The 25258-nt window shown below is 48.7% G+C and carries 36 protein-coding genes, 1 tRNA gene and 4 pseudogenes; 10 read left to right on the forward strand and 31 right to left on the reverse strand.

Annotation, left to right across the window (positions count from 1 at the left end):
* Positions 1 to 20: 20 nt before the first annotated feature.
* Positions 21 to 500, reverse strand: coding sequence for a very short patch repair endonuclease (locus AC1V0D_RS07630; protein WP_471803236.1), 480 nt, complete (start codon positions 498 to 500; stop codon positions 21 to 23).
* Positions 501 to 689: 189 nt separating this feature from the next.
* On the opposite strand from AC1V0D_RS07630, the gene dcm reads away from it, so the two are divergent.
* Positions 690 to 2066, forward strand: coding sequence for a DNA (cytosine-5-)-methyltransferase (dcm, locus tag AC1V0D_RS07635; RefSeq protein WP_482907188.1), 1377 nt, complete (start codon positions 690 to 692; stop codon positions 2064 to 2066).
* Positions 2067 to 2321: 255 nt separating this feature from the next.
* On the opposite strand, the gene AC1V0D_RS07640 is transcribed toward dcm, so the two are convergent.
* Positions 2322 to 2603 (reverse strand): Arc family DNA-binding protein, encoded by a 282-nt coding sequence (locus AC1V0D_RS07640; protein ID WP_337021041.1) that lies wholly within the window; start codon positions 2601 to 2603, stop codon positions 2322 to 2324.
* Between the two features lie 73 nt (positions 2604 to 2676).
* Positions 2677 to 3381, reverse strand: a complete 705-nt coding sequence (locus AC1V0D_RS07645; RefSeq protein WP_111208699.1) for a phosphohydrolase — start codon at positions 3379 to 3381, stop codon at positions 2677 to 2679.
* A 611-nt stretch (positions 3382 to 3992) separates the two neighbouring features.
* On the opposite strand from AC1V0D_RS07645, the gene AC1V0D_RS07650 reads away from it, so the two are divergent.
* From AC1V0D_RS07650 to AC1V0D_RS07660, 3 genes are all read left to right on the forward strand, one after another.
* Complete coding sequence (locus AC1V0D_RS07650; protein WP_009089519.1) at positions 3993 to 4670, forward strand: ASCH domain-containing protein; 678 nt, start codon at positions 3993 to 3995, stop codon at positions 4668 to 4670.
* Between the two features lie 172 nt (positions 4671 to 4842).
* Complete coding sequence (mtfA, locus tag AC1V0D_RS07655; protein ID WP_482907189.1) at positions 4843 to 5619, forward strand: DgsA anti-repressor MtfA; 777 nt, start codon at positions 4843 to 4845, stop codon at positions 5617 to 5619.
* 103 nt (positions 5620 to 5722) lie between these two features.
* Positions 5723 to 5798 (forward strand) — tRNA-Asn (locus AC1V0D_RS07660).
* A gap of 205 nt (positions 5799 to 6003) precedes the next feature.
* Here the strand turns inward: AC1V0D_RS07660 and AC1V0D_RS07665 are convergent.
* A pseudogene (locus tag AC1V0D_RS07665) lies at positions 6004 to 6165 on the reverse strand (LysM peptidoglycan-binding domain-containing protein); the annotation flags it as partial.
* Between the two features lie 252 nt (positions 6166 to 6417).
* Here AC1V0D_RS07665 and AC1V0D_RS07670 point away from each other — a divergent pair.
* From AC1V0D_RS07670 to AC1V0D_RS07680, 3 genes are all read left to right on the forward strand, one after another.
* Positions 6418 to 6678 carry a GlsB/YeaQ/YmgE family stress response membrane protein gene (locus tag AC1V0D_RS07670; protein WP_482907190.1) on the forward strand — a complete coding sequence of 87 codons (261 nt, stop codon included), beginning with the start codon at positions 6418 to 6420 and terminating at the stop codon, positions 6676 to 6678.
* Positions 6679 to 6704: 26 nt separating this feature from the next.
* Positions 6705 to 7085, forward strand: a complete 381-nt coding sequence (locus tag AC1V0D_RS07675) for a YidB family protein (protein ID WP_140028913.1) — start codon at positions 6705 to 6707, stop codon at positions 7083 to 7085.
* Positions 7086 to 7388: 303 nt separating this feature from the next.
* Positions 7389 to 7589, forward strand: coding sequence for a SymE family type I addiction module toxin (locus AC1V0D_RS07680; protein WP_482907191.1), 201 nt, complete (start codon positions 7389 to 7391; stop codon positions 7587 to 7589).
* A gap of 48 nt (positions 7590 to 7637) precedes the next feature.
* Here the strand turns inward: AC1V0D_RS07680 and AC1V0D_RS07685 are convergent, their stop codons facing one another.
* From AC1V0D_RS07685 to AC1V0D_RS07715, 7 genes and pseudogenes are all read right to left on the reverse strand, one after another.
* Complete coding sequence (locus AC1V0D_RS07685) at positions 7638 to 8048, reverse strand: hypothetical protein (RefSeq protein ID WP_337021038.1); 411 nt, start codon at positions 8046 to 8048, stop codon at positions 7638 to 7640.
* A 5-nt stretch (positions 8049 to 8053) separates the two neighbouring features.
* Positions 8054 to 8278, reverse strand: coding sequence for a hypothetical protein (locus tag AC1V0D_RS07690; RefSeq protein ID WP_337021037.1), 225 nt, complete (start codon positions 8276 to 8278; stop codon positions 8054 to 8056).
* Positions 8279 to 8335: 57 nt separating this feature from the next.
* Positions 8336 to 8944, reverse strand: coding sequence for a VENN motif pre-toxin domain-containing protein (locus AC1V0D_RS07695; RefSeq protein WP_482907192.1), 609 nt, complete (start codon positions 8942 to 8944; stop codon positions 8336 to 8338).
* Between the two features lie 111 nt (positions 8945 to 9055).
* Entirely contained in the window at positions 9056 to 9589 is a 534-nt protein-coding gene (locus AC1V0D_RS07700) for an immunity 42 family protein (RefSeq protein ID WP_471803241.1), read from the reverse strand.
* Between the two features lie 2 nt (positions 9590 to 9591).
* On the reverse strand, positions 9592 to 10026 hold the full coding sequence (locus tag AC1V0D_RS07705; RefSeq protein WP_482907193.1) for a hypothetical protein: 435 nt from the start codon (positions 10024 to 10026) through the stop codon (positions 9592 to 9594).
* A 989-nt stretch (positions 10027 to 11015) separates the two neighbouring features.
* On the reverse strand, positions 11016 to 11345 hold the full coding sequence (locus AC1V0D_RS07710) for a zinc ABC transporter substrate-binding protein (protein ID WP_482907194.1): 330 nt from the start codon (positions 11343 to 11345) through the stop codon (positions 11016 to 11018).
* Between the two features lie 343 nt (positions 11346 to 11688).
* Positions 11689 to 11796 (reverse strand): annotated as a pseudogene (locus tag AC1V0D_RS07715) (barstar family protein); the annotation flags it as partial.
* Between the two features lie 284 nt (positions 11797 to 12080).
* On the opposite strand from AC1V0D_RS07715, the gene AC1V0D_RS07720 reads away from it, so the two are divergent.
* Complete coding sequence (locus AC1V0D_RS07720) at positions 12081 to 12230, forward strand: SymE family type I addiction module toxin (RefSeq protein WP_267369134.1); 150 nt, start codon at positions 12081 to 12083, stop codon at positions 12228 to 12230.
* A 51-nt stretch (positions 12231 to 12281) separates the two neighbouring features.
* Here the strand turns inward: AC1V0D_RS07720 and AC1V0D_RS07725 are convergent, their stop codons facing one another.
* From AC1V0D_RS07725 to AC1V0D_RS07770, 10 genes and pseudogenes are all read right to left on the reverse strand, one after another.
* Positions 12282 to 12638 carry a hypothetical protein gene (locus AC1V0D_RS07725; protein WP_150029808.1) on the reverse strand — a complete coding sequence of 119 codons (357 nt, stop codon included), beginning with the start codon at positions 12636 to 12638 and terminating at the stop codon, positions 12282 to 12284.
* A 270-nt stretch (positions 12639 to 12908) separates the two neighbouring features.
* Complete coding sequence (locus AC1V0D_RS07730) at positions 12909 to 13247, reverse strand: hypothetical protein (protein WP_150029807.1); 339 nt, start codon at positions 13245 to 13247, stop codon at positions 12909 to 12911.
* A 147-nt stretch (positions 13248 to 13394) separates the two neighbouring features.
* Positions 13395 to 13689: pseudogene (locus AC1V0D_RS07735) on the reverse strand (site-specific tyrosine recombinase XerC); the annotation flags it as partial.
* 117 nt (positions 13690 to 13806) lie between these two features.
* Positions 13807 to 14097 (reverse strand): hypothetical protein, encoded by a 291-nt coding sequence (locus AC1V0D_RS07740; protein ID WP_150029806.1) that lies wholly within the window; start codon positions 14095 to 14097, stop codon positions 13807 to 13809.
* A 246-nt stretch (positions 14098 to 14343) separates the two neighbouring features.
* Entirely contained in the window at positions 14344 to 14622 is a 279-nt protein-coding gene (locus AC1V0D_RS07745; protein ID WP_482907195.1) for a YrhB domain-containing protein, read from the reverse strand.
* Positions 14622 to 15029, reverse strand: coding sequence for a toxin glutamine deamidase domain-containing protein (locus AC1V0D_RS07750; protein WP_482907196.1), 408 nt, complete (start codon positions 15027 to 15029; stop codon positions 14622 to 14624). Before AC1V0D_RS07750 ends, AC1V0D_RS07745 begins: the two co-directional genes overlap by 1 nt.
* Before the next feature lie 729 nt (positions 15030 to 15758).
* The gene (gene imm45, locus AC1V0D_RS07755; RefSeq protein ID WP_167428071.1) at positions 15759 to 16091 is read right to left on the reverse strand and encodes an Imm45 family immunity protein; all 333 of its coding nucleotides are present in this window, start codon (positions 16089 to 16091) and stop codon (positions 15759 to 15761) included.
* Position 16092: 1 nt separating this feature from the next.
* Positions 16093 to 16332: a YncE family protein gene (locus tag AC1V0D_RS07760; RefSeq protein WP_337021027.1), complete on the reverse strand. Its 240-nt coding sequence runs from the start codon at positions 16330 to 16332 to the stop codon at positions 16093 to 16095.
* Between the two features lie 8 nt (positions 16333 to 16340).
* A complete protein-coding gene (locus AC1V0D_RS07765; protein WP_167428069.1) occupies positions 16341 to 16721 on the reverse strand; it encodes a hypothetical protein in 381 nt (126 codons plus the stop codon).
* 153 nt (positions 16722 to 16874) lie between these two features.
* Positions 16875 to 17264, reverse strand: a complete 390-nt coding sequence (locus AC1V0D_RS07770) for a VENN motif pre-toxin domain-containing protein (protein ID WP_337021026.1) — start codon at positions 17262 to 17264, stop codon at positions 16875 to 16877.
* Between the two features lie 188 nt (positions 17265 to 17452).
* Between AC1V0D_RS07770 and AC1V0D_RS07775 the strand changes: the two genes are divergently transcribed.
* Positions 17453 to 17647, forward strand: coding sequence for a type I toxin-antitoxin system SymE family toxin (locus AC1V0D_RS07775; protein WP_167428067.1), 195 nt, complete (start codon positions 17453 to 17455; stop codon positions 17645 to 17647).
* A 61-nt stretch (positions 17648 to 17708) separates the two neighbouring features.
* Here AC1V0D_RS07775 and AC1V0D_RS07780 read toward each other — a convergent pair whose 3' ends face one another.
* From AC1V0D_RS07780 to AC1V0D_RS07800, 5 genes and pseudogenes are all read right to left on the reverse strand, one after another.
* On the reverse strand, positions 17709 to 18086 hold the full coding sequence (locus tag AC1V0D_RS07780; RefSeq protein WP_167428066.1) for a CDI toxin immunity protein: 378 nt from the start codon (positions 18084 to 18086) through the stop codon (positions 17709 to 17711).
* Between the two features lie 199 nt (positions 18087 to 18285).
* A complete protein-coding gene (locus AC1V0D_RS07785; RefSeq protein WP_337021025.1) occupies positions 18286 to 18921 on the reverse strand; it encodes an SMI1/KNR4 family protein in 636 nt (211 codons plus the stop codon).
* A gap of 213 nt (positions 18922 to 19134) precedes the next feature.
* Positions 19135 to 19596: a hypothetical protein gene (locus tag AC1V0D_RS07790; RefSeq protein WP_267369114.1), complete on the reverse strand. Its 462-nt coding sequence runs from the start codon at positions 19594 to 19596 to the stop codon at positions 19135 to 19137.
* Complete coding sequence (locus AC1V0D_RS07795) at positions 19583 to 19825, reverse strand: polymorphic toxin type 25 domain-containing protein (protein ID WP_337021293.1); 243 nt, start codon at positions 19823 to 19825, stop codon at positions 19583 to 19585. Before AC1V0D_RS07795 ends, AC1V0D_RS07790 begins: the two co-directional genes overlap by 14 nt.
* A 232-nt stretch (positions 19826 to 20057) precedes the next feature.
* A pseudogene (locus tag AC1V0D_RS07800) lies at positions 20058 to 20413 on the reverse strand (site-specific tyrosine recombinase XerC); the annotation flags it as partial.
* 96 nt (positions 20414 to 20509) lie between these two features.
* On the opposite strand from AC1V0D_RS07800, the gene AC1V0D_RS07805 reads away from it, so the two are divergent.
* On the forward strand, positions 20510 to 20686 hold the full coding sequence (locus tag AC1V0D_RS07805; RefSeq protein ID WP_072052735.1) for a SymE family type I addiction module toxin: 177 nt from the start codon (positions 20510 to 20512) through the stop codon (positions 20684 to 20686).
* Between the two features lie 34 nt (positions 20687 to 20720).
* Here the strand turns inward: AC1V0D_RS07805 and AC1V0D_RS07810 are convergent, their stop codons facing one another.
* The 5 genes from AC1V0D_RS07810 to AC1V0D_RS07830 form a co-directional block, all read right to left on the reverse strand.
* Positions 20721 to 20993 carry a colicin immunity domain-containing protein gene (locus AC1V0D_RS07810; protein WP_267369113.1) on the reverse strand — a complete coding sequence of 91 codons (273 nt, stop codon included), beginning with the start codon at positions 20991 to 20993 and terminating at the stop codon, positions 20721 to 20723.
* Positions 20994 to 21033: 40 nt separating this feature from the next.
* Positions 21034 to 21951: a colicin D domain-containing protein gene (locus tag AC1V0D_RS07815; protein WP_482907197.1), complete on the reverse strand. Its 918-nt coding sequence runs from the start codon at positions 21949 to 21951 to the stop codon at positions 21034 to 21036.
* A gap of 284 nt (positions 21952 to 22235) precedes the next feature.
* Complete coding sequence (locus tag AC1V0D_RS07820) at positions 22236 to 22391, reverse strand: hypothetical protein (protein ID WP_009089509.1); 156 nt, start codon at positions 22389 to 22391, stop codon at positions 22236 to 22238.
* Positions 22392 to 22529: 138 nt separating this feature from the next.
* Positions 22530 to 23642, reverse strand: a complete 1113-nt coding sequence (locus AC1V0D_RS07825) for a lactonase family protein (protein ID WP_482907198.1) — start codon at positions 23640 to 23642, stop codon at positions 22530 to 22532.
* A 179-nt stretch (positions 23643 to 23821) separates the two neighbouring features.
* Entirely contained in the window at positions 23822 to 25231 is a 1410-nt protein-coding gene (locus tag AC1V0D_RS07830; protein ID WP_140028916.1) for an EmmdR/YeeO family multidrug/toxin efflux MATE transporter, read from the reverse strand.
* Positions 25232 to 25258: the final 27 nt, after the last annotated feature.

The following is a 25258-nucleotide window of genomic DNA, read 5'->3' on the forward strand; positions in this document are numbered from 1 at the left end:
CTAATCAATTATGACTCTGATTAGCAATCAGCGTTGTAATGATGAATGCCCTGATGGTCGATTTCGGCACTCTGCGACATGACCAGCAGCCACTCCTCCAGCCGCTCCAGCAGATCCTGATCCGCCAGCCGCAGTTTGCCGCGCAGCGCGCACTCCCAGATGATCAACACTTTCCAGCCACTCGCCTGCAGCTGCTGCACATAGCGCCGGTCACGTTCAACATTGCTGTTAATCTTGCCCGTCCAGAACTCTGTGCGGGTGGCCGGCAGTTTAAACAGGTAGCAGTGATGGCGATGCCAGAAGCAGCCGTGAACAAAAATAATCGCCTGCTGGTCGTTGAGAACAAAATCGGGCCGTCCCGGCAGGTTTTTATCCTGCACACGAAAGCTGAACCCCCGGTCTTTCAGCAACAGCGCAATACGTTGCTCAATGGCCGTATCCTGAGCGCGAATGGCACGCATATTTTTGCTGCGCGTTTCGCTGGAGTGAACATCAGCCATAGCCTCTCCTTTTTTGCTGGTTCTTCAACTTTAGTCTGCGCCACGAAAAGCGAAAGCTGGCAACCGAACCTTCACAGCGTACGCCGCAAAAACAGACGATTCCGGCGCGCTGGCTCAGGGCACATCGGGGCAATTTCCTCACTGCCTCAGGAGTGATAGCATAGGCGCCTCACTGTTAAGGAAAAACGCATGCATCCCGCCGCCCTCGCTGAACCACTTTCTGCTGCACATTCACTTCCTGAAGCGTCCGATCGCTTACAGCAGGTCCTGGCAATCTATTCGGTTCGTGATCTTACGGCCCGCCTGCAGCAGGCGGGTTTCTCCCGCTGGAGCCCTGCGTTCCTGAACCGGATCCGCCAGGGCAAATGCGCCGTGCCGCCGCTGAGTGAAGCCGAACAGCTTCTGCTGCAGGATCTGCTGCCGGCCCGGCCCGCCCATTATGATAATCCTGAATTTCGCTTTATCGATCTCTTTGCCGGGATTGGCGGCATTCGCAAAGGATTTGAGGCGATAGGCGGCAAGTGTGTCTTCACCAGTGAATGGAACAAAGAGGCGGTTCGCACTTATAAAGCTAACCACTACAGCGATCCGCTGGAGCATCATTTCAATACCGATATCCGTGAGGTCACGCAGCCAGCGGGCCTGAGCGACGATGAGGCGATCTATCGCGCTATCGATGCTGCCATCCCCGATCATCAGGTGCTGCTGGCAGGCTTTCCCTGCCAGCCCTTCTCACTGGCGGGTGTCAGCAAAAAGAACGCGCTGGGCCGCGCACACGGGTTTGAATGCCAGGTGCAGGGGACGCTGTTTTTCGACGTGGCGCGCATCCTTGCCGCGAAGAAACCGCCCTTTTTCGTGCTGGAGAACGTGAAGAATCTCAAGAGCCACGATAAGGGCCGCACCTTCGCCATTATCATGGAGACGCTGGATGAACTGGGCTATGACGTCGCGGATGCCGGTGACACCAGCCCGGATGCCAAAGTGATCGATGCGCGTCATTTCCTGCCGCAGCATCGCGAACGGATTGTGCTGGTCGGGATCCGCCGTGACCTGAAAAAACAGGATTTCACGCTGCGCGATATCCGCCGCTTCTTCCCGGCTCAGGTCCCTGCGCTGCAGAGCCTGCTGGAGAGCGACCCGGATGACAAATATATCCTCTCGCCGGTGCTCTGGCGCTATCTCTATCAGTATGCGAAAAAGCATAAGGCGAAAGGCAATGGCTTTGGCTTTGGCCTCAACGATCCGCGTAATCCGCACTGCTGCGTGCGCACCCTGTCGGCGCGCTACTACAAAGATGGCTCGGAGATCCTGATTGACCGCGGCTGGGACAGCGCACTGGGGGAAGCGGAGTTTCACGATGCCGCAAACATGGCGCGCAGACCGCGCCGTTTGTCACCACGCGAATGTGCGCGGCTGATGGGCTTTGATGTACCGGGCCACGAGCCGTTCCGCATCCCGGTCTCAGACACGCAGGCTTACAAGCAGTTTGGTAACTCGGTGGTGGTCCCGGTGTTCGCCGCGGTGGCGCAGCTGCTGCTGCCCCATATCCGTCAGCTGAAACCCTGATTCCTGAAAAGAAAACCCATCTAATGATGCAGGCCCAGACAAAGCGAGTTCAACAGCAACGAATAAGCTCAACGCGCAGGGAACAGGATCAGAAGAGGAAAGCGTCCCGCGCCAGGGATGGCGCGGGCCGAGCGTGTCAGGGATGACGGTTTTTGCGTCTTTCCGATCTGACCCTGTTCTCTTCGCAGGCACAGTCTCACCACAAAACAGTCCAGCCTAATGCAAAAAAAACCCGTCTGGCGACGGGTTTCATGTTTATTTCTTCTTCTTGCTCTGCTTTTTCAGCAGCAACCGTATCTGTTTCAGTTCGCTGGCGCTTAATCCATCGGCCTGTGCATCAGAAGCGGCTGAGGTTTCCACCGCCGCTTCGGTAATGTCCTGATTATCAATCGCCGGATGCGGATGCGTTTCCAGGCTGGCCTGCAACCGCTGCACAATCTCCTGACTCATGGAAATCTGGTTTTCCAGCGCCAGCTGTTTAATCGTTTCTTTTAATTCAGGATCAATTTTAATCGTTAAATTAACAGTTTCGGTCATCAGGCAGCTCCTTTTTTGTTATTGCTGACACGCTACCGGATGACCGTTTCGATTAACATACTGTCATAAAAATTTAATATTCACTGCGCAGCGGCGTGAAATCCCGCAGTACGGCCTCGTCCATTCCCACCAAATTTCCCTGAAGCTCTGCATAGAGTTTCGCCATGTAGCGCACCAGGAAGTCTGCGTTATGTTCAGCTAGCATCCGCCCCGCTTCCGTGTGCATCGTTTCCGGCAGACGCAGCAGCTTTTTCTGGAAATGATCCAGCGTCCACAGCGCATCATTCAGTTCGCGATCTTTTGCCAGCGGGTCCTGACTGTCGAACAGCGGACGGTTCAGGGCCCCGGCGGTATAGAAAACCCGAGCCAGACCGATGGCGCCCAGCGATTCCAGCCGGTCAGCATCCTGAACGATTTTCGCTTCCAGCGTCTGAGGCGGGATACCGGCGCTGAAACTGTGAGTTTTCACAGCGTGCATTACCGCCTCTATCTTTTCAGCCGGGAAATCGAGGAAATCCTGCTGCAGAATGCGCTGGGTTTCCGTGGCGGCATAGGTGGAGGCCAGATGACGTTCCGGATGATTCTTCGGCAGATTGACCACATCGTGAAAATAGCAGGCGGTGAGCACTACCAGCGGATCAGCAGGAGTACCGTTCAGGATACGCTGTGCGCTCATCCAGACACGGCGCAGATGGGCGATATCGTGCGCGCCGTCGTCATGGATCCAGTTCGCCTGAAACCAGCTTTCATAACGGGATTGCCAGAGTGTAAGTGACATAGTCTATCTCCCTGTGGTGGTCGACAGCTGATTCTCTGTCGTGATCGGTGCGCGAACGTCAGACCATCATAGCGACTGGCTAATGACATTTTTTTTACAGAACGGTTGATAAGAGCGGGGCTGCCAGCGATTTCCGGCAGAAAAATGAGATCTGGATCATCTGTATAGCATCTCTGTCAGACAATAACCGCAATTTCATCGGTTTTCAGTCTTTCCTTAATAAATTGTGGCTAAGAAGATTAGTTTAACGGGGGTAATGTTTAATCTGAACAGGATAGCCTTGCCAGAGGGTACGAAAGAGGCTTTTGTCACGTCATTATTTGTAAAAGTGTGGCCGCTGACAGGGGAAAAAATCTGAAAAGGTTCCCATTTTTACCGTTATAACGTACTGTATCCCGGCTATTCGTCGTCTGGCGAAGGTTGCATGATAAGCTCTGGTGCACTTTTTGCATTTTGCGGAATACTGACTACCTCTGTGACAATTTTAAAGTGACTGTCAGGCGACAAATTATTAAGCAAAATGATTTAAAGCTTTTATGATAGTTATGAGATGTGAAGCAAATGGACGTATACAGCAGTAACCGGGTTTTACTAATAACAAGAGGTATTCCATGAAAGAACGGCCGATTCTTTTTTCCGAACAGCGTGTCCGTGCCCTGTTGGTTGGCCAGCAAACGCAAACCCGGCGCATTATGAAAACTCAGGCTTTTGGTCCGGGTCAGGATCATCATGAAGGCGTACACGCTTTTGATGTCAGTGCGAATCATCTGCACGGCTATAAACTGATGTCGATGAGCGACATCAGCTATCACTGTCCTTATGGTAAACCGGGTGATCTGCTGTGGGTACGTGAAACCTGGCGCGGTCCGATGGTGCCGGAGAACGATCTGGCCGAATATGAGCGTGACCCGACGCCGTTCCGCCTGCCGGAATATTGTCAGTACCGTGCCGACAGCAATGAGCTGGGCCAGCACGCGATGAGCACCCCGGAAGCGGAAGAGTTTGGCTGGCAGACCGCCATCCACATGCCGCGCTGGGCCAGCCGCATCAATCTGGAGATCACCGGCGTTCGCGCTGAGAAGATTCAGGATATCAGCGAAGATGACATTATGGCGGAGGGCGTACAGACCGATTCGCACTTCCTCAATAACTTCTTCACCATGAACGTGAACTCAGAGTCGCCGAAAGAGGCCTATCGCAAAGCCTGGCAAAAACAGTATGGCGCGACCAGCTGGGAAGTGAATCCCTGGGTCTGGGTGATTGAGTTTCAGCGGGTGGGTCGCAACTAGCCATTCAGCCCTGCGCTTTGCGGGCTGTATCACAGACAACGGCCGCGCTAACGGGTTGAATAGACAGCCCTCAGGCCTGCAGCCGGATCAAAGGTGCCAGCATTCGATGCTGGCATTTTTATATCTGGCGCGTCAGGATAGCGAAAGAGTCCGGTTCTGTGCAGGAGTTGCGATGTTTAAATGGCCCTGGAAAACGCAAAACGACACCCTTCTGGCTGCGCTGCCCTGGCAGCAGGGGCTGTCCCAGCCTATCTTCAGCCTGCTCAGTGAAGACGAAAAGCAGACGCTTACAGCGCTGGCGCAACGCTTCCTGCAACAGAAGAAGCTGGTGCCGCTGGAAGGAACAGCGCTGGATGAACTGCGCAGCGTGCGCATCGCCCTGCTCTTCTCTCTGCCGGTGCTGAAACTGGGTCTGGAATGGCTGGACGGTTTTCATGATGTGCTGATCTATCCAGAGCCGTTTAAAGTTGACGATCAGTGGCAGGATGAGGATGGGCTGGTTCACAGTGCGCCTGCCGTTCACGCCGGTCAGAGCTGGACGCAGGGGCCGGTGGTGCTTAACTGGCTCGATATTCAGGACTCTTTCGATCTCTCTGGCTTCAATCTGGTGATCCATGAAGTCGCCCACAAACTTGATGCGCGCGGCAGTGGCTACACCAGCGGCGTACCGGTGATCCCGCTGCGCGACGTGGCGCAGTGGGAAAAGGATTTACATGCCGCGATGGCGGAGATAGAGAGTGAAGTCGAGCTGGTCGGAGAACAGGCGGCGACAATCGACCCCTACGCCGCCAGCGATCCGGCAGAGTGCTTCGCCGTACTCTCCGAATACTTTTTTACCGCTCCGGTTCTGCTGGCTGAGCGCTTTCCGGCCATGTATCAGCATCTGCGTCAGTTCTATCAGCAGGATCCCCTGAGCCGAATCGCCACTGACAGCGTGCAAATTGCTTAAATCGCGATCGCTTTGTGTTAATCCTAGCCAGTTGAATGATAATGTATTTTTTGCTGTTGACACCTCGGGGCGACCCCGTTAATATTCGCCTCGTTCCAACGATTCCTCTGTAGTTCAGTCGGTAGAACGGCGGACTGTTAATCCGTATGTCACTGGTTCGAGTCCAGTCAGAGGAGCCAGATTAGAAAAAGCAGCTATCCCCGGATAGCTGCTTTTTTGCTTTTCAGATGCCCCACTCTTTGTTCACTTCAACAGCCCTGTTCTCTCGCAACGCTGACTAAACCAGAACACCGTAAATGCTCTCTGCCCTGTCAGAAATCCTTTATCACTGTAAGCGGCAAATAAATACCAGCAGGCCACGCTCTGTGAACTGCTGGCTGCTGATTATTCCGGAATAATCAACACCTGACCTGGCACGATGTTATCCGGACTGCTGAGAATATTTTTGTTGGCCTCGAAGATTTTCATATAATGAGAGGCATCGCTGTAGAATGCTTTTGCAATGGCGCTGAGCGTGTCACCGGATTTTACCGTGTAGGTGCGCTTGCCTGCTGCGGTGATATCAGGCTTATTTTCAACATTCTTATTATCGGTATTTAACAACTCCTCACCTATATTTTTAATACTATCCAGAATGCTCATAATTCTTCTCCCGTCGTTTCCGATACGTTTAATTTAATTAAGAAAACACCATTGCCAGATAAAAGGCAGGCGGCGTACGATACACCCGCTTTTAATTGACGAATTAAACCACGGTTAAACACCAATATGATTAATAAAAAATAAAGGATGCAGGATATGGGTCTCTTGTCATGGGTAGTATTTGGGTTGCTGGCTGGCATCATCGCCAGATGTATTATGCCGGGTAAGGAAAATATGGGTATTTTCATGACCATGATACTCGGTATTGTGGGTGCGTTGACGGGGGGGTTAGTCAGCACCTTTCTGGGCTTTGGCAAGGTCAGTGGTTTCAATATTTTCAGCATTGCTATTGCGACAGCGGGATCAGTTATCGTGCTGTTCGTCATTCATAAAATCAGAGCCTGCAGGCAGTCTTGATATATTTTAAATCGGGGATTAACGGAATGGTTTTACTGGACCAGGTGCTGGCCATGTGCGGCCTGAATAATCAGACCAGTCAGGAAGTGAAAGGTGTGCTGGAGTGGGTTGAGCAGCAAGGCGGTTTACACGCGATTGTGAACCATCTTCAGAGTGGTGAATACAGTGAGGTAGTCAACTCCTGGCTTGGCAATGAGCAGAATGTTGCCCTGAGCCGCGACATGGTGCAGAAGATGATTAACTCAGAAGCAATTGAACAGCTCGCTTCACGACTGGGTATCAACACCGATGATGCACTGAATCTGCTGGTGAAATATCTGCCTCAGCTGGTGGATAAGGCTTCAGCGGAAGGTGTCGTTAATAAAAAATTCGATGTGACCGGCGTGATTAGCCAGTTGATGCATTGAGGATGAGATAAAAGGAAGATAAAAGCCTGTTGCGAAAGTATGAGGCTTTTATCTTTTAAATGAGTCAGGATGAATTAAGACAATTACTGAAAAACCCTGCTAAAGGTTAATGAAAGGCATTCATTTACTTTTATAAAAAAATTTTTATCTTATCCTTCACTCTCTGCCAGACGAAATCTATAAATTATTTTACTACCCACCTGAATGAATGATACTGCTTTTTCCTACCTTCTGGTCAGGCACATAATAATATTTAGTTTAGGAACTAATTAAGGCTGACACGCATCATAATCAGTGATATGCATGCCCAAAACCGCCGCCAGCAGATCACGGTCGCATGATTACGCAGTAGGATGCCCGGCTAATAAAGGCCAGTCAAACCCGCTGCCACAGCTGACCATCAAGGGGTGCTGGCTGGAAGCGCTGGGCTTTACGACCGGGCAGAAGATCGAAGTGATCACCGGGCCGGGACAGCTGATTATCCGGCTGGCGACTGAAGGGTAACTGGCTGATAAAAGTAAAATCCCAGCCACAAAAGCTGGGATTTTGTCATTAACGTAACCAGAACGGTGATTCATTAGGCTTTAATACATCGTATTGTTCTAAAGGGCGGTTTTTATCTTCTATATAATAAGGTACGTCGGTCACAGCAATTTTAAGCGGTTGATAAATTCCCCAACTGTTATAGAACATCTTCGCCGACTCGATACATGTTTCTATACCTGACAAATACTTAAGATATTTATCCTCATCAGAGGATAGTGCCAATTTAATATCTTTTATTATCGAATTCAGTTTTTCTAATTGTTCAAGCTTTATATATTTATTATAAAGTCGGTTTGATATCTCAATGTTTTCATTGCCTTCCACTTTTTTATTAAAAAAATCCAAAAAGTCAATCATTTCAGAGGCAGTCCCTAGTTCTACTAGTGAACTCCCCCCCATAAACCCAATATGCCTCATTCTCATTACCTCTTAAATTGAATATCTGTAGGTTTAATTGCCCCGTTGGATTTTTGAACAATCCCTTTAATGATTGCATCTTCCTGAATGGAGGTGACCTTTTGGCCACGGATATCAATTACAACCTCTTGCCGCATTCCAGCAGGTAGATTCTCAGCACGTTGTACCGCCTGTTTTGCTACGTTGTTAATCAGACCATTCTTGTTAGTCGTAATATTATAGTTCTTCACTTCAACACTACAGACATTTCCCTTACACCAGTCAGGGCGAACCCCACCTTTTGTGCCTTAGGGAACTTCTTTACCATCTTTGAAGCTGACCTGTTCGCGCCATCCATCACCGAGATCTTTACCTACATCTATTTCAGACTGTCTGTGGCTTGGGCGTGTAACCGACGTCATCTCATCGCTGGCTTTATTAATCAGCTTCGAGACTTCAGCCACATCGCCTTTAGCCAGCGCTTTCTCTGCCGCTTTCAGCACGCCCGCTGCAACACGCTCTCCCGCTATCAGGGAAGCGGCCACGTTGAGATAATCCAGTGCTGACTGTGCCTCCGCTGCACTTTTTATAGTACCCACGACAGGCACGAAGTCAGCGCCCAGTGACACAGTTTCTTTCAACGCTTCACGCCGTTCCGTGTACATCTTCACCGAGCAGGCTTCGGCGCTCATGCCGCCGCAGTTCGCCTTTTTATAGCGCTCGTTTTCGGCCTCAACGTACTCACCGGCCTTCTGCTCCAGCGTTTTACCTTCAGCCTGCGCCTGCGTGATATCGGCGAGAGAGTTATTCTCAACCTCAGTTCTGCCAGCAAACGCACCGCTACCCACACCAGCGCTGCCATCAACCGTACCGCCTGCTGTTGCGCCCGCCAGCGTTACAATGTTTGCAATCAGCATCTTGTCATCGGTTGATTGTTCCGATACATCTTTACCGTACAGAAGGTAACTGAGTGCGTAATTATAGCTGAGCTTCCCGGTAAGCAGTTCGTACTAAGCTAAAAATGATAGCTAAAGCAAATCAGACGAATATTTCTTCAAACTCGTAATAATTTCACTTATCTCTTTTTTTGGAATAGTAATATCTTCAAGTTTTGGTTGTTCTATGTCCTCCCATGCTCTTCCGTTTTGTCCATCAACTAACTCAGTTATTTTACCCCCAACAATCCTCACTGAACTTTCATTTGAAACAGCAAAAAAATATGCCCCTGACTCATTGATTATTGCAGGAGACGCACAATAATCAAACACTTGCTCAGGATATTCATCATCTTGTGTCGATTCTGGGTAAGTCAGTTTAAATAAGGCATTAAAAGCTTCGATTGTAGTGGCCTTGAAAATATCATCATTGCATGGAAAAGAAAGAAGCGCATTTTTTTCATCAATAACATCATTAACATCAACAGATAACGTTGATGTTCTTAAATCTTCCGGGTACATATGTCCATTTATAAAAAAATAAAAAAAACCATTTTTATATGATTCACTCCATCGAGGAATACACTCTATCCAGATAGCAAACCGATATGGATCACCAAAAATCATATTTATCTCCATTTCCCAGGTAGCCCAAATTCTTTTTTAACATCATTGGGTATGTCGCTCTTTTTGATGGGGACTGATGCATCTTCCGTGCTCCCTGACCAATGCCACGAACCATCATTTGTATTCGTAAACTGATGTACATTACCATTCTCGTCCAATGCATATCTTTTATTCCCATTCTCTACTGAATTACAAAACAACTGAATAGAGTTTGCAGGTTCTGTTCCAGCGTCTCTATGATAACCAACTTGCCCGGGTGTGTGTTTACCATTCGATTTATATACCAGGCCATTTTCAGCCCTTGTCGGGGTAGGAACAGGTATCGCGCTTCCTTTACTTTTCCCGATTCCAGCAGCTATCCCTGCGGCGCTGGTTCCAGCCGCCTGAACGAGCGAGTTTATCGCAAGCTGCTTCGCTTCAGGTGAATCATCAGACATCAATGCGTTATGGATCGCCGCATTTCTGTCCGCCTCAAGCTGGATTACTGTCACATGAAGGATTGAAAGCTCGTTCTGATCTACCGCGCTTAGTCCGCCATTGACTCGCGCTTTTCCAGCAACTCACTGGTGCGATTAGCATATTCAGTCCGCAATATGCTGACTTTTTGAGAATTTCTTTTTTTGAATTCTATTATCGCATCATGGATGAGCTTAGGGTCATATCCTTTATCCAGCATATTTTTTCAATGCATTTCTGTATCGAGACATTCTGCACCACAGAGATCTATTGCATCTTTTTTATCTGGAATGGCGTACTTTTACCACCATAAGTATGGCCCGCCTAATGCACTTCTTTAGGTACTTCAATAGCTGTTGCATTATTGTATAGGTTTTTTTCTTCAGTTGGAGTTAACTTTCTTCCCAACTCGTTTTCTTTTGCCTGACGAATAGCACAAATGATGGGATATGGTCGTGCTCTAATTCATCGCCCAGCGAAGCAGTTCCTTTCAGCTCTTCACGCCGTTCCGTGTACATCTTCACTGATTATAGGCTTCGGTTATCATGCCACTATGGTTGGCCTTTATATAGCGCTCGTTTTCGGCCTCAACCTGCTCACCGGCCTTTTGTCCGTGGGTTTTGCCTTCAGACTCGGCCTGCGCGCCCGCCACCGCACCGCCCGAGCTGTCTCCGGTAGTAATACCACTATTCAGGGCGGTTAACAGCGTCGGGTACTTACGTTGGCGCTGTTAACCGCTCAGGTCGGCACGTTTAACGACCGGTTACAGCTACTGAGCGACGTCATTGAGATTTGTTTCTATATAGGCTCTTGATGGATCTTTCATGCTGTACCACGTTGATTTGCTGGCTCCGATCAATAACCGAATTTTGCCAGGCAACCCACACTGAGACAGGGTCATTTTTTTAGTACGGGATTTTTTCCAGCAATACTCAGCGCATTATTATGAACCCTGCCCGAGACCGGGGTTTTATAAATGACCAGCCCACGTTAATTTAGATTTCAAAGCGTCAGGAACTAAATTGAATAAATCTTTTATGTAAACAAGATGCTGATTGTAGTTTGGTGATATATCTTCATTGCATTTTTCAACATAGCATTTCGCCTGACTATTCAAAAACCATACATCGTGCTCGGTAAAATTCTTATCCAGAATAGTAACAGCCAAATTATGAACAAGCTCAACTTCCAGATAGCAAGATAAACTCAAGATTTTACCTTTCTTTTCGATTAATTGCAGATTGCGTATGTAAGGCAGTGCAAGCCCTAACATTTTCACGTATATTTCACTCTTAGACATATAGTCACCTCTATGATTAACATGATAAATTTCTTCTTTCTTACCGGTATGGAAGAAAATTCATCTGGAACATTTTTAGCCTGAACACATAATCCAGTTTGTATAATATTTACAAGATAAGAAGCACCTCTTGCTTTCGTACATATGCCCTGAGCTTTAATCATCTGACGATTAAATTTATAGATATAATAAACCTTTTACTATCAATATCGTTTCATTTCAGGATATAATCGAAATTATTATCAAATGCAAATTTGACATCCTTTTTTCTTATCCTCCCTCACACTCCCACTATTGAATCAAATGTATCTCCTAAGTGCTGTCGGGATATATCCGAGTTTTTTCATACCAGCGTGACTGGCCGCTCGACGTCAGTGCTTAATCGTTCCCAGATCGCATCAAGGTTTCTTCCATAATAAACACTAAAACCTGGCTTCTCCGAAAGAACACCATGAACATCAGATCCGGTTTATATGTTTAAGCCATCTAAAATATTTTTTTCTCACTTCGATCAACTATTAATATTACTTCTTCGTTGCGGCCAGTAGTAATTTACAACAGATCATCGCTCGAATATAATAATTTTTCCTGGTTAATTGCTTCCCGATATTATATTATTCAATCTTATATCAGCTTCGCGCTATAATCGCTGAGGAGTTTATTAGGACTGACACGTATCAGTAGTCATAGACATCCACAACCGCCGACAGCCAATCACAGGCGCATTATTACAAAGTGGGATACCAGCTGAATGAGGGCCAGCCGGACCTGCTGCCACAGATCACCTTTAACCGCCGCTGGCTGGAAGTGCTGGGTTTTACGACCGGACAGAGGATTGAAGTGATTACCGGGCCAGGACAGTTGATCATCCGGCTGGCGACTTAAGGGTAAATGGCTGATAAAATTAAAATCACGGTTTGATAGCCGGGATTTTAATCAGTAAGCGATTACAGGATAATCACCCTGGCTTGTAGTAATTACATAAGATTCAAAGCCGTTGTTTTCAGGAACGATATACATATTTTTCTCGTTGCCAAAGAATAATTTTAAAATTTCACCATTTAGCAAAGAGCACAACTCAACCCTCTGATTAAGATATGAAAACAGGAGATTACTTGTTGATATATCCTCTCCATGCCCTATATGAAAAGCGTTTTTTTCCTCACATCTAAAGGGACACTGGATCAGTATGCGTGTTCCTGATGAGAACAGCAAAATCAATGACCCTACTCCAACGGTAACCCCAGTTAATATCGCTTCCTCAAATTCATTGAGCTCATTCTCAGTAATCATTTAACCTTCCCTTTTTAGCGGTATCTTTGGCACTGAAGTTTTAGACATTTCCTTTATCTGAGCTTCTCTATACGCGTTAAAAATCCCCGGAGCCATCGGATTTATCGGTATGTTTTTTAATGAATAATCCCCACGCTCCTCTTTCCGCTCATTTTCATCATGTCCGGTCTTGCCCCTCAAAGCATTACTCCCAACAGCATTTTTTCCGGTAGTTCTCCGCAACAATATCTGTAGTGATGTCACTCATTACGCTGCCAGCGCACTGATCGTTTACCACTGCTCTTCTCTCAGGTCGTCACACTTAACGCCCGCATACAGCTGCTGCGCGATGTACTCGCCCATCACCGCGCCCGATGCTCTGGACTGCGCTACGTAGCCCGCCGCATACGAGATTTCCGCGCCCAGCACTGCGTGCGCCATCAGGTCTGCTTCGGTATTCACCTTACCGTTCGCGTCCGTTATCAGAGCATCTATTTTTTCCGCAAGATAAGGTGCCGACGCGCCGCTAATCAACTGCGCCACGTTTCCTCCCGACAGGTTCTGTACCTTCGCCGTCACCGCGCTGGTGCTCAGCTGAAGTGCTGCACCCGATCCGGAACTATCTATCACGGGTGGCCAGCTGGCCACGCTCGAATTTCTACCGACACGCCGATCCGGCTGGTGCTGCGGGATAGCACTCTGTAGGTAACAACCGTGACCGATAAAACAGAGTGGAAAGAACTCTGCGAGCGCCAGGATTCAGGCGCGGGCCGGGTGCAGGAGCTCCCCGTTCTGCTTGCGGTACTGGTACAGGTGACGCTGATAGTGCTCCAGTATCGGTAAGGTGATGTCACGTCCATAGTACAACCTGCGCCCCGCCGCCCACAGGATGAACCGATACTCATGATGGGTTTGCGTCTTCAGCGTGGTCTCCGACCAGTTCCGCTCCCGACGCCACGAACCGCAGCAGCAGCGCATACAGGCTTTTCGGGTCGCTGGCCGGGCCGATGGGCTTTCTGTACACCTCATCCACCGTCAGCAGCGCATCGGCGTGAGGTTTACGGTTGCCCATGGGTCACCCTCGTTTTTCCGACCGCAGGCAGCGGCGCGGATGACGATTTTTCTTTTCCCCTGATTACCACGTCCGGCGTCACCCCGACCGGTTCGGTATCCGGGATCACATTGTTGACTATTTATAAAACAAACTATTTGACTTTATTATTTTATATACTTCATTTGTTATTTCATCTATATATTGATCACCATACAACCCTCGATCAACCATCATTCTAAAATCACCCATGATATGATTATATAAATTTGGAAGGCCATTACGCTGATTGCCCTCAAGTATTCTTAAAGACTTAAGGATTCCCTTATAACGCAAGTCATTACCTTCGTTTTCAACGGCATATGCGATGACCTTATTTAACAGATCTATAAGCCTTGATATATCCTGCATGTCATTCTCTGTTAACATCTAATCACCTTTTATTTGTCACTTGATCAGGAAACGACTTTCTAAATTTATCATAGGTATAAACTTTACCAGTCTTACCGTCACGCAACGACTTTATCCATTCTGATGGATAATTTCCTGGCATAAAAATTTGATCAGCCCCACCATCATATTTCGGTTTTTCAATACCTGGCTTCTGTTGAGCATCCGACTGGCTGAAGTGTAATCGGCAGATAAAAATATCCTGGCTCGATGGCCGGAATTCTTCTAACTTAGGTTATTTTTCTTTTCTTCATAATCTTGCAAGTATTTTTCAATAGGATACGCAGTTCCAAGTTCATGTATTTCACCTGTATCCTTATCTACTAGAAATGGCGAATTACCTGCGAGTTGAGCAGAAAACTCTCCCGTTTCAAGATATTCTCGAGATTGAAAACAAAAAAACCATCCCTCAGAAAAACGGCCTTGAAGAGTAATAACAACCGGAATATCTGTATCTTTTATATATTCTTTCGCTTTTTCTACAGCCTCTACAAAATTAACCATTAATTCGTCCTCAGTAATTGGAATGATTTAAATTGGCTGAGATCAGCAGGCTTACCCGTTTGCCCATCAAGGAATCGGACTGTTCCGTTTTGGTTTACAACATTAAACACATGTCCAGGTTGACCCGGCCCATATGAACCAAAAACAATTCCTCGGGAATCTGAGCCTGCACTATTCATTTGCTGTGTAATGCTTTCGGACGAAGAAATATACTTAAATTTCGTACCGTATTGGATTTCCAAAACGGCCAACGGGATACCGTTTTTATGATTTACAGGCAACGCCGATGCAGGATTTCCAGCCAAAGTAGCACCAGTGGAAACAGAACAGTTCACACAGTTATGTGTTCTGCCTGGTTCCGGGTATCCTGGATTAACATTTTTAATAGAGCCAGCATTCCCCCCCACTTGCTCCTGTACCCTTCATCCCATAAACCGCACTACCTATCGCCGCCGTGGTATGAACGCCAGCCATCGCGATATAGTCGAAGGGCTGAGCATCGAACCCTTTGACCCGGACGCCGCCGGGGGTTTTTGTTTTAACCGAGGGGTGTCGGGGCATCGCCCTGACCGGGTGGTTTTGGTGACACGGCCCACGGGCAGTGGCCACAAAACATTTCCTGTCCGAGGGTTGATGCTTTTTCAGGCAACCCCGCCGATCAGGCTCAAGGACACCATGATGACGGCGGCACGGAGAGTCTGACTGTTAATAACGACGATCCCTGCACGAGGGCTGGGATCTTGCTCAAGGCTGATAATCTTCATACTACCAGGCAAAAACGCGGGAGAGCTTTTACGCTATCTCCATCCAGTCTTCACCTTCACACTGGTCGATATAATACTCATATGGCCGTTACCAACACGTACGCGCTCTCCGATTGCCGGATTTATTTGTATGTTTCAAAATTAGCCTGTATACCCGTTGGGTTTGAATGTGCTGGATCATTTGGTGTTGTATCAGGGTAACGATATCCCCCTAAACCATAAGCACTAATCAACCCTTTTCGATCAGCAACATCGTCAACCCACAGCCGGTTATCGTCATCGTCGAGCGTGGGCGGCTGGTAATTGAGGCGGAAATTAGGATCTAACCGGTCAAAATATCGATCCCGACGCAATGGCCGGGGTCGTTATTACTCATTGAGAATGAAGGATCTCATATCGGTCTATTACATATACGTCTTTCACATCGCACTCTGGGTAAATCCATTTATCCCAGTTATCTATTACCCATTCAACACTGAGGCCTCTAACCTCTGATAAACAACATTCAGCAGGTAATTTAACTAATATCAGACCAGCCTTATGACCGGATGACACGATTAACCCATAAGGTCTGTCAGCATTAGACAAATCAACAACCATAAAATCGACCAGGGCTTCATATGGCCACACAGCAGGAAGGCGAAAAATGTTTCCATGTCTTAACGCTATGTTTTTTATTTCAATTAATTTTACTGGCTCTTGCATATTATTTTACCTTTAAATCATGGCCGCCTGATTTATCCATACTATTACTTATTGGCATCATCCCCATATCAACTTCTCCCTGATGTTTGCCCGTCTGAGCATTCACCCGTTCAAATCGACCATGTGATGTATCTACCGTATATAAGTGACCATCATCACCAGGATAACCATCCCTGTTATTTATCCTGGTCAGTTTATTATTTTTTACCATTCCATTCGATGGCGCTACCTGCTCCACCATTTGCTTAACTAGAGCAGCCCGTTCTCCAGGCGGAAGATCATATAAACTCTCTTCAAAATGATTAACCTGCTGTCCGTTAGGTAATTTTTAAATATTACCACCTTGTTTTTTGAGCCATTCGCACCACCTTTCGATATCCCTTCGGCAGCTCCCGCTTCCGAGACAATCGCCGCGTGGCCCATCACATTGGTGGTTTCCGCCGAGACCTCCACCGAACTACCTATTGTCTGCGCACGGTGCAACGACAGGTTTTTCTGCGAATCTAATTCCGTCAAAGCGCTACGGGCTGCAATCCACTCTTTTTGCTCCGCCTCGCTTAACGAGCCAACTCCTTGTGTACGTGCTTTTTCTGCCAGTGCCGATTCCTGCTGGCTGTACTCTGCACGCATGGACTTCAGCTCCTGCTCAACTGTGTAACAGTCTGCCGCACTGAAACAGGTTTCTACCCGCTGCCGCTGTTCATCCGATTCCGGCCCAAACTCCCGACGAACCTCCGCAACACAAGCTTTGTCGCCATCACATGCAGCCAGTTTCTCTTAACGCTACTGACTACGTTTGGCAGACAAAAGGTTATTCTCCACAGCATTCTTACCGGCAACCGTACCGCTCGTCGCTGTAGCAATGCTGTTACCCGCCAGTCCTGCTGCCAGCGTGCCGAGGAGGCTCAGCTGCTCACGGTCTTCCTGCCCCAGTGCCGCTATCTTCTCCGGCGTGTCCGCGCCCAAGTATTTCTCTGCGATGTACTCGCCCATCACCGCGCCCGATGCTCTGGACAGCGCTGCGTAGCCCGCCGCATACGAGATTTCCACCCCCAGCACCGCGTGCGCCATCAGTTCCGCTTCGGTATTCACCTTACCGTTCGCGTCCGTTTTCAGAGCATCTATTTTTTCCGCAAGATAAGGTGCCGACGCGCCGCTAATCAACTGCGCCACGTTTCCTCCCGACAGGCTCTGTACCTTCGCCGTCACCGCGCTGGTGCTCAGCTGAAGTGCTGCACCCAATCCGGAACTATCTATCACGAGTGGCCAACTGGCCACGCTCGGATTACTACCGATACGCCGATCCGGCTGGTGCTACGGGATAGCACGCTGTCGGTAACAACCGTGACCGATAAAACAGAGTGGAAAGAACTCTGCGAGCGCCAGGATTCAGGCATGGGCCGGGTGCAGGATACCGGCCTGATGAAGGCCAGTCGAACCCACTGGCACTGCTCACCTTCAACAGCCGCTGGCTGGAGACGCTGGATTTTACGACCGGGCAGAAGATCGAATTGATCACCAGTCTGGGGCAGTTGATCATCCAGCTGACGACTTAAGAATAACTGACTGAAAAATCAGCCCCAGCCAACCGTCTGAGGTTTATTTTTAGATTATATTTCATCTGGATCTTATTCCCAAACGGAAGGTTTCTGTTGGAAATAAAGGTTGTAGTATAATTTCATCATTAAAAATAAATAACCTTGGTGATAAAGCTATTACATCATAAATATTTTTAGCTATCAGACTCAAGTTTGTCCTGAAAACCGGAATGCTGGCATCATCAATAAGAACGTATACTTCTGTATTTTTCATGGTAGTTACATTTAATAAATCATAAATGCTTTCATAATCTGCATGTTCAATTTCTTCCCACGAAATAACTCCTTTTACAAAAGAGTAGCTATTAAGAATATCAACAGCTTTTTTCTCATCCTTTCCTTCAAAAATTTCGAAATCGGCACTTAGTGCCTTTTGACACTCTTCAAATAAAGTCATATTCTCTATCTTCTTAGCTGTTTCAATACCTTTCCAAATGCTGTCTCGCCAGCCAAAAGGATATGATGCTGGCGACACCCCCTGCCATGATGGTAGCCCGAATCCTGAACAGCACTCCGACAATCAGCTTTCCAGGTTTGAGAGAAACTCAGCAAGTAAATTGTAATTTAAAAGTCCTTCAGGTTGAAATACAGAACATTTAATTTATTACAATTATTTTTACACTACTACCATTCGGAGTGTCTCTTATTTGTAATGCGATATTAGCTGCGGCTTTCATCAACTCAAGTGACTTGCAAATATGAAGATTATCAAGCTCGTATAAACCTCCAGCAACGAATGGAATTTTCGGAGCCAAACGATATCCTGATGGTATGGGGCCATTTATTTTTTGCCATGAATGAGCCAGTGTGTACCCAGTAATGACTTGATAATCAGATAATACCATCTCGCACCATTCATTTATGGTATTAGTCAATTTCTTGAACTCTGCAGTTTCAGGCTCGAAGAAATAAACACCATCACTCTTCAAACAAAATTGACCACCAAAAATATCCTCAGCAAAATATAGTGCACCAATCGCCATATCTCCATAAGAAGAAATCCAGAGATTTTTGTTATTCCAGTCTACTAAACCGATTTCCTCATGGGTTGTTTGATAGGGAAAAACGTGTAAAGCTGACTCAAACCCATAGCATCCGTTTTTTCTATCTAGCAGAGTATTGAGTTCACAGGATAATGGGGAGCTAAAAAACTTCGAGCAATCTTTAACCCCTTCCAGTGGTGAAAGAGGGTTGCTACAAATTGACAGCAGTTTTTCAACGGAATCATTCATTCTTTATTTTCTCCATCCATTTTAATGATTAAAGATGTAGTCTCTCCTGCTGCAAGCGCATCCTGAATATGCTTAGCAGAATCTGATTTATTTATAATAACCATACCCCCCGACTGCCTGTATATTCTCTCTTTCATCCACGAATTCACTTTTCACCAAATTCATTCTGCAACTCATCATCATCTTTACCCAGTGCATTATGCCCAACAATTTTTAGTTGCTAATAAAAACAATGAGCCATGTTACATACGCTATTCTCGATAACCAAAGAAAAATCGAGCCGAAGGATAGGTCTGCTTTTGTCAAAAAAACCTTAATAAAATAAAATGGTTTCTCATCATCAGTTAATCTTTGGTGAAAAAACTTCCCATACATTGCAAAGAGAAGAAATGAAATCCCGCCGCAAAGATTGGATATTAAAAATAGATTATTAGCCTCTCTTCGATATTCAGCTATTGCTGCAGCAATATATCCAAGAACAAGAAAAACCAATGCGTAGTTTGATAAAGCATTCCGTTTAAAAAAAATATAATTAAAATAAAGCAAGGAATCTTTACCTACCTTAGCCCCACCAAGATACCTATAAACAAAAATAAAAAAACAACCGCCCCATAAAATCAAAAAAAACAACAACATAAAAGATGATACATTTAAAACTAAATCATTTGAAATCATAGTGATATCTTTCCTTAGTGGAGTCACCGTTCAGATCTACTTTTTCGGCATGAGAACCAGTGGCAGAACCTGTAAAACCAATGCCTGGCCCAATAAAAAAGGAAATACCAATACCATCTTTTCCGCCAGAGATTCCTACAGAACCGGGACCAAAACCTGCGTTAGCTGAATAATCATGACTTAAGTCTCCAGACAATTCCGGGAAATATGGATCAAAATTATTACCGATTGAAGCTCCAGCCTTAAAACCAAATTCATTAGTGTATTAACCGGCACGCAGTCTGGCGACGAACCACCTTTTCCCTGTGCTTTCCCCCACTTTCAGCCGCTTATTGCTGTCGCGTTTCAGCTGCGATATCTTTTTGCCCTGACGCGCCCTTTTCTGCCGCGCACGCTACCGCCCCGGCATGGCGCTGCGCCTGCACCCGGTCAACTTTTTCACCCCCGCCACAGCTGTCATTACCCGTTGACCACAGCAGCTCCCTCAGCGCACGGTCACGGACGCCCTGAAGCGTCGTCAGGTTGCACAGGCTGAGTATATCTTCTACCTGCTCCAAGCTCAGGATGGTGCGCGGCAGATGCTTCTTCAGCCGGGGCAGCTCCGGGTCTGCCGCCGGATTTGCCAGTATCAGACTCTGTCACGTCATCCAGCGGAACCAAACCTGAAGTGGCTGGAGCGCCGTCCGCTGTGTCCAGCTCGAGAACGGCTTCAACCTCTCCTTGCGGTACAGGTACAGATACCGCTGCCAGCTCTCCAGTACCGGCATTGTCATCTCCGACGCATAGTGGATGCTCGCTCTGCCGCCCAGCAGATAAACACCGCTAACCATCACCAACTATCTGAGAGTTGATCATGGCTGCGCAAGATACTAAGCCAGAAGTGAGTATTTCCAAGGCGTTACGGCGGCTTTAGATGGGATATACCAGCATCCCTCACGTAGACCGAAAAGACATAACTACCTATTACAGTCGCTGCCCCAGCCTTAACCTGAAGGTGAACTGGCTGGAAGAGGCGGGGTTTATGACCGGTGTGCCAGTGACAGTCACAGTTGAACACGGGCAACTGATAATAAGGCCGCTGGCTGAGTGACAGTTAAAAGATGCCGGCGTAAATCCTGGACCTCTCATTCCTTTTCGTAGACTAATACAAGTTTATTAACTTCATTTAGTAACTCTACATCGTCAAATTCATATTCTTCACGGTCATCATCAGGGTTATACATGTCAGCTGCACAAAAAGTACTGGATAATAACTCACTTAACTTATCCTCATCATTTCCAAGTAAATTACCATCTCTTTCCTGTTTCCATTTACACATGTAATTATCTGCAAATTCGCTTGCTACTATTTTTCCTGATATAAAACTTTTAATGTAATCTTTAAGTTCAAGACTCATCTTAACGTTCCATTTTTAATGAAGTTTTCATATTGCTTTGTTACTGGATCCTTTTCCATCCACTGACAAAATTTCCCGCATTATCAATCACTACAACATTGTTTGTCTGGGGATTATAAAACACTTTCGATTCAGGAACCAACAAATAAGTACCATGTTCATATGTTGATGTATTATCTAAATGAGATTTAATAGCTGTCTGATATTGAGCAATAGTTTCACTATTTTTCTTGGTTGTAACCACTCCAAAATCACCTGCATGCTTAAACTTTTTATCCAGTTGTTTTGAACTAAAGGCAACATTATCAGAAATATTACTAAATGTACCTTTCCCAGTATTCTTCGCCGCATTAGCCGCCACAGCTTCCACTTTCGCCGCCGTGGCTTCTACCGCTGTCTTTCCAACGCCTATAGCGCCAGCAGCACCTTTACCTCCCGGCGTAACAGCTTCAGCAACCTGTAAACCGGCATTATTCAGACAAATTGTTGGGGCGGTTTTACATCCCTCCAAAGCAGTTTTAGCAAGAGCGGCTATTTCTGGAGTAGCAGCAACAATCATTGCTCCTCCGCCTGCTGTACCTACGCCAGCAGAGACAATAAGATTCCCCTCTGCAACACCTTTGGCTATACCGGCCTTACATGCCGTATCACAGTCCGATGTTTTACCCAGCCAGAACCCAAGATCCGAGCCAGCCATTGCTACCAGCGCATTATTCTCAATCGCATTCTTTCCAGCAACCGCCCCCTGAACCCCGCCCTCTATAGAACCGGACGTCACTCCTGCCGATAGTTGTGCTGCCAGCTGGCTGAGCGAGCTGACTACCTGCTTCTCATCCTGCGTCAGGTCGCTGGCCTGCTTGCCAGGATACATCGTGCTGAGGATAGCGCGGGCCATAAGCTTGCCACCTGCCGCACCAGCTGCCCCTGCAGATGTGTTGTTGCCCGCCAGCTGCGACATTCTGCGTCTGCTCCTGACTAAAGCACCGTGATGGTGCCATCCGCTACGGCGGAACGGGCATTATTTACAAAGGGCGTTTTTTCGAGTGTTAACGATATGAATGTAATCAGATGCGGTTGTGAAGGAATATCGACGCAGGATGTCTGATTTAAGTAACAGCGTTGAGGATTGAGCGGGAATTAAATGTTGTCTCGCTCAGGGTTGCGGGCGGAAGTCATTGCCGCTTTTAAAACGCAAAAAGGCCCGCTCAGTAAGCGGGCCTTTAACCAGTAAGACAACAACCGCTATTTTTCATGGTAGCGATGCACCGCCGGGTAATATTCCAGCCCATAGAGCTGGCTCAGCGGCAGCAGCAGTTCGACGTTAATATCGCGCCCGGCGTCATCCGCCGCAGGGCCGCTCAGCAGCTGTTCAAACCAGGCTTTCAGTTTCTGTTTCATCTCAGACTCTCCGCATCAGTTGATGCCCTGAGTAAACCTGCTTATCCGCCGGATCTGAACCAAAAATTTCTGCACTGCTTATGCCGGAACTGGCATAACGCGCCCTGCCCGGCCAGCCACCAACCGGATGGCGCCGCTTTACTGCGCGATGAGCGTAACCCAGTTAGCCCCTTTACCGGCGGGGGCTTCTGACACCCGTTTCAGCTCGCCGCTGGCGGGATCGATGGCGTAGCTGCTTATCACTGCGCTTTTCTCTCCACTGACGATCAGCCATTTTCCCTGTGCATCAATCGCGATACTGCGCGGCTGTTTCTCCACCGGCCAGCTGCCGATCAGCGTTAACTCACCAGACGCTTTATCGACCCGGTAGCCGCTGACGGTGCTGGATGTCCGCTCGGTCACATAGATAAAGTGCCCGTCCGGCGTGATGTGAATGTCTGCCGCCCAGATACGTGGCGTGGGATCGCTGTAGCCCGCCGGGCGCTGCTCGCCGTGCTGCAGGTTATAGCGCTTCGCCACCGCATTCGGCCAGCGCTTCAACGCCGTCAGGGAGCCATCCGCCGCCCGCCGGAACTGGGTGACGGTGCCGCTCATCTCCGCAAGGTTATAGACAAAGCGATTATCCGGTGAGATCACCGAATGCCGCGCCCCGCTGTTTTTCTCGCCCTGAACGAACCCTTTACCCAGCGGGGTGATGACGCCATCGTCACTGAAGGCATACTGCAGCACCCGATCGGTCCCCAGGTTGCCGACGTACAGGGCGTGATTGCTGACGTCGGTGATCACCGAATGGGCATGCGGCCCGGTCTTCACCTTCCCCGTGACCTGCTCCGTCACTCTGCCCTGGCTATCGATCCGGTTGCTGGTGACGATATCGCTGTCATAGGAGGCCGCCAGCAGAAAGTGACCGCGCCGGTCGGTAGTGATCCACGGAAAACTGGCCGCGACCGGTGTCACCGCCATTCTCTGCAGGTCGCCATGGGGACGGGTCACGCGCCAGCTGACGATAGCGTAAGGCGGGCTGCGCAGTGCGCCATAGAGGTGCTGGCCATCCGGGCTGGCCGCCAGCGGCATAATCTTTCCCCCGGCGGGGGTCTCGCCGCGCCAGTGCAGGCTGCCAGTGGCCTCATTAAGCGCATAGCGGGAGACGGTGCCCGACTCCGCATTCGAAACATAAACAAAGGTCGTTGCCCATACTGACGGGCTACAGAGCAGCGGCAGAAGCGCCAGCGCCGTTTTAAAACGGTTCATAAAATCACCTTTCCGATTATCGGGTCCGGGCATCCGAATGACGATAGCCAGGTCGGGCGCGTCGCGCATTGTGCAACTGCCTGAACGGTAGCGTAAAAGTCTGGAGATGTGACGGCGGAAGTGTTTCAGACCGGAATGCGCCACGCCTTCCCCGCACCGGAGAAGGCGTGAGCAGGCCGCTAGCCGATTCTGGCGAGCATCTGACGATAGCGATCGAGCCACTTACCGCTGTTGAGTCGCCACCAGAAGAAGACGCCGCGCACCGTCCAGTCGAGGAACATCCCCAGCCAGACTCCGGTGACGCCCATGCCCAGTTCAATGCCGAGCAGATAGCCCGCGACCACGCGCGCGCCCCACATACTGAACATCGACACGTACATGGTGTAGCGCGCATCGCGTGCGCCCTTGAGCCCGGCGGGCAACACCCAGGAGGCGGCCCAGAGCGGCATGAACAGGGCATTGAGCCAGAGCAGGTGTTTCGTCACGTTTATCACCTCCGGATCGCTGGTGTAAAAGCGCGCCAGCAATCCGGCCAGCGGCACCGTCATCAGCGCTATCGCGCTCAGACAGATCGTCGCCAGCCAGAAAACATGCCGCACCTGGCGCTCCGCCTGAAACACCTGATTTTTACCCAGCCGGGTGCCGGTAATAATGGTCGAAGCAGAACCCAGCGCATTGCCCGGCAGGTTGATCAGCGACGCCACCGAGAAGGCAATAAAGTTACCGGCAATCTCGCTGGTGCCCATCCCGGCGACAAAGACCTGAGTCAGCAGTTTACCGCCGTTGAACAGCACCGACTCGATGCTGGCAGGCACGCCGATACCTAAAACTTCCATCAGGATGCTGCTGTTCCAGCGCCGGAAATAGCTCGACAGAGTGATTTTCAGGGAGGCGTTAAAGCCGATCATCAGCACGTAAATCACGGCGATTGCCCCGATATAACGGGTAATGGTCAGCCCCAGCCCGGCACCGATAAACCCTAAACCGTCCCAGGAGAAGCAGCCGTAGATCAGCACGCTACTGATGATGATGTTAAGGATATTCATGCCGCCGTTAATCAGCATCGGGATTTTGGTGTTGCCTGCGCCGCGCAGCGCCCCGCTGCCAATCAGAGTGATGGCGGCAGCCGGATAGCTCCAGGCGGAGGTCTGGAGATAGCTCAGCGCCAGCGCTTTGACTTTGGGTTCGGCCGATCCCGCAATCGCATCAATAATCAGATGCCCCCAGAACTCGATGGCGATCACCAGTACGAAGGCGAGTATCGTCATCATGGCCAGCGACTGACGCGTGGCGGCGCGGGCGCGCTTGCCGTTGCGTTTAGCCAGGCTGAACGCCACCACCACCGTGGTGCCGAGATCGATGGCGGCAAAGAACGAGATGATCACCATGTTGAAGCTGTCGGCCAGGCCCACGCCCGCCATCGCCTCTTTGCCCAGCCAGCTGACCAGGAAGGTGCTCAGTACGCCCATCAACAGCACACAGGCGTTCTCGAAAAAGATAGGCACTGCTAATGGCGATATTTCACGCCAGTAGAGCGTGCGATAAGCGCGACGTTTCGGGTACCACGCCGTGCGCCTGATCGCCTGCATCACTGCTACGCCGGGATTTTGCAAAGG

The organism is Pantoea sp. PA1, assembly GCF_056856975.1.